Origin of the sequence: Propionimicrobium lymphophilum DSM 4903 (assembly GCF_000423485.1) — a bacterium.
GTDB lineage: Bacteria > Actinomycetota > Actinomycetes > Propionibacteriales > Propionibacteriaceae > Propionimicrobium > Propionimicrobium lymphophilum.
Window position 1 is genome coordinate 1 of record NZ_AUIB01000022.1, and the last position, 2,944, is coordinate 2,944.

The 2,944-nt window shown below is 56.6% G+C and carries 2 protein-coding genes; one reads left to right on the plus strand and one right to left on the minus strand.

What is annotated here, in order from left to right:
• Positions 1 to 1,530: DNA polymerase (locus tag G556_RS0107430; protein ID WP_028822317.1), on the plus strand; the 1,530-nt coding region annotated here is incomplete at its 5' end.
• Here the strand turns inward: G556_RS0107430 and G556_RS0107435 are convergent.
• Complete coding sequence (locus G556_RS0107435; protein WP_028822318.1) at positions 1,527 to 2,447, minus strand: Abi family protein; 921 nt, start codon at positions 2,445 to 2,447, stop codon at positions 1,527 to 1,529. The two genes, G556_RS0107430 and G556_RS0107435, sit on opposite strands and share 4 nt — an antisense overlap.
• Positions 2,448 to 2,944 lie beyond the last annotated feature (497 nt).

Sequence of the window (2,944 nt, forward strand, 5' to 3'; positions counted from 1 at the left end):
CCCGCCACACCCTCGGTCTTGAATGGCGGCAACCGCAGGAATCCACCATCAGCTGATCCCGCCGGGTGGGCACGGTTTATTGATTACAACCGTCGTGACGTCGAAGTCGAACTTGCTATCCACGACAGACTGGCGTTTTTTCCGATGCCAGAGTCCGAATGGGACACCTATGCTCTTGACCAACGCATTAATGATGCCGGGATTCTTCTCGACCACACGCTCGTCGATAATGCCGTTGCCCTGGACGAGCACCACCGCAACGCCACACTTACTCGTGCGCAGAAGCTCACGGGGTTGGAGAATCCGAACTCGCCGATCCAGCTCAAACAATGGCTCGCCTCGCGTGGCTGCGTGCTGGAGTCGTTGGCGAAGACCGATGTCGACGTCGTCCTCAATACTGCCACTGGTGAAGTGAAAGAAGTCCTCGAACTGCGCGGCGATCTAGCTAAATCTTCGGTGAAGAAATACCAAGCCATGCAAAACGTCGCAGGCAGTGACGGCCGGGCACGCGGACTCATCCAGTTCTACGGAGCAGGGCGCACCGGGCGCTTCGCCGGACGCCTCGTCCAAGTACAAAACCTGCCAAGGAATTACCTGACAGATCTCGACCAAGCCCGCACGCTCGTTAGAACGGGCAACCTGGACGCACTTGAGCTGCTCTACGAGTCCGTGCCCGACACCCTCAGCCAACTCATCCGCACCGCCTTCATCCCCAGCCTCGGCCACAGGTTTATCGTTGCGGACTTTTCTGCAATCGAGGCGCGCGTTATCGCGTGGCTCGCAGGAGAAACAACCACCCTGGACGCCTTCCGTAAAGGTAAAGACCTCTACTGCGAGACCGCGTCGCGTATGTTCGGCGTCTCGGTCGAAAAGCACGGCGTTAATGGTGAGCTTCGTCAGAAGGGGAAAATTGCGGTGCTCGCCTGCGGTTATGGCGGCTCGGTCGGTGCTCTCAAAGCTATGGGAGCCCTCAATATGGGACTCGCCGAACACGAACTCAAACCAATCGTGGACGCATGGCGGCAAGCTAACCCGCACATCGTTGGGCTCTGGGCAGATGTCGAAGAAGCCGCTATCGCCGCGATCTCGTCACGCCAGCCGATCCGCTTGCGTAACCTGCGATTCTCCGTTGAGTCTGGGATTCTCTTCATCGACTTGCCCTCTGGTAGACGGCTTGCGTATGTGCAGCCGCGTTTGGGTGAGAACCAGTGGGGTGGAACGTCTATCACCTATACCGGCACCACCACGGCACGCCGCTGGGGACAGTTAGAAACCTACGGCGGGAAACTCGTCGAGAATATCGTGCAGGCGATCGCTCGTGACCTGCTCGTCACTGGCATGCACGCAGTCGCTAAGACGGGGCATCGGATTGTGATGCATGTTCATGACGAGATCGTCATCGACGAACCCGAAAATTCCGGCTTCACCGTGACTGATGCTTGCGAGCTCATGTCCACCCTCCCAGCATGGGCCAAAGGGTTACCGCTGGACGCGGATGGGTATGAGTGCGCCTATTACCGTAAGGATTAGCTGTTGATTGTCCAGATGGGATCTTGTTTCCAGTCGAGACTGGCTCCCATGTGCGTTAGATCCACACCGGGTATATCGGTGGGGAAACTGTCTAGGACGTCGCTGATGGCCTGTATTTCAGCGGTGAAATTTCCTCGTCGCAAAAGGAATGCGGTGAGCACCAACGCGGTGTATATACGTCCTGAAGAATGTGTCACGGCCGATAGCGTTTTGTCGTTGCGGCGGTGTTTGACCAGTGGACGGATAACGAGTTGCCTATTCCAGAGTCTGGCGTGGTGAGCGCATATGTTACGAACGAAATTCACGGTGCGCATCCACGACTCGAGTTCATCGGCACGGATCGAGTATTGGTCAGCGATGCGGCAGCGCTGTTCGAAGGGAGCCAACGAGAACAAGGTCACGAGTTGCCCGAACTCAAGAATCTCGGTGGCCACCCACACGGGCAAACGCCCATCGTGGGTCTGGTTGTAATGCGTGACGAAATCTTCTGAGGAACGCGACTGCGTTTGGGCTAGCTTCTGCGTAAACAGTACTGCACGGCGATGCATTGCGCCTGACGGCCAAATCCGTTCGAGGTCGAGGTGAATGAACGGATCGATCTCACCCAGCACGTGCCCCACGTCAACTCGCAGGCACACCTCCAGCTTGCATAGCGCCCGCCACACAGCAAGACGCAGCTGTTCGTCAAACTCGTACAGCTCAACCGCGTGATGCATACGTGTGCCGGGAACGAAACGATCTAAACGCCGCCGAGGTGAGCCTTCGGGAGCTGGCTGACGCAACGGGTAGGAGTATCCCGAAAGCCGGTAATAGCCGACAGTAGATAACTCGCGGCGGTAATCACCGGCATCCAATAGGCCGCGACGAGTGAGGATATTGATCTGCTCATCGATACTGGCCCACGGTTTATCGACCACCAGCCCACCCGCTTACAAAAACATGAAGACCGGCTCTGACCTGTCTCGGAAACCGATACAAGCGAGCCGGTACTAGTGGTAATCACTATACATCGAAAACAGCGACAGAATCAAGAACTTGGCGAAGTACCACCATCAGAAAAGAAAGCTTATCCAAGACCGCTAAGAAACGAGAACCGACCCTGTGCTCCCACCGAGGCGGGCAGCGGAACCGGTCATGTTGTCTAAAAGACCACCGTGTCGGCACCGCTGTAGTAAGAGAATGATGGTTCTTCCACACAGAGCACTCGAGAAATTTGTCTATGCCCCGGCGAGAATACCTGCCAGATTGCTCTAACAGATAGCGCTCCACCGGGGCTTCAACACCAATCGTGCCAGAACGAGAAGCGATTGAATACCCGTGATTTAACACTTTCGGGTTCGTCGGCAGTGGGGTGAGGCCCTTAACTCCTTGTGCCGACCGGCACGACTTTTTCTCGACGGGGTCTCGGGAAGGA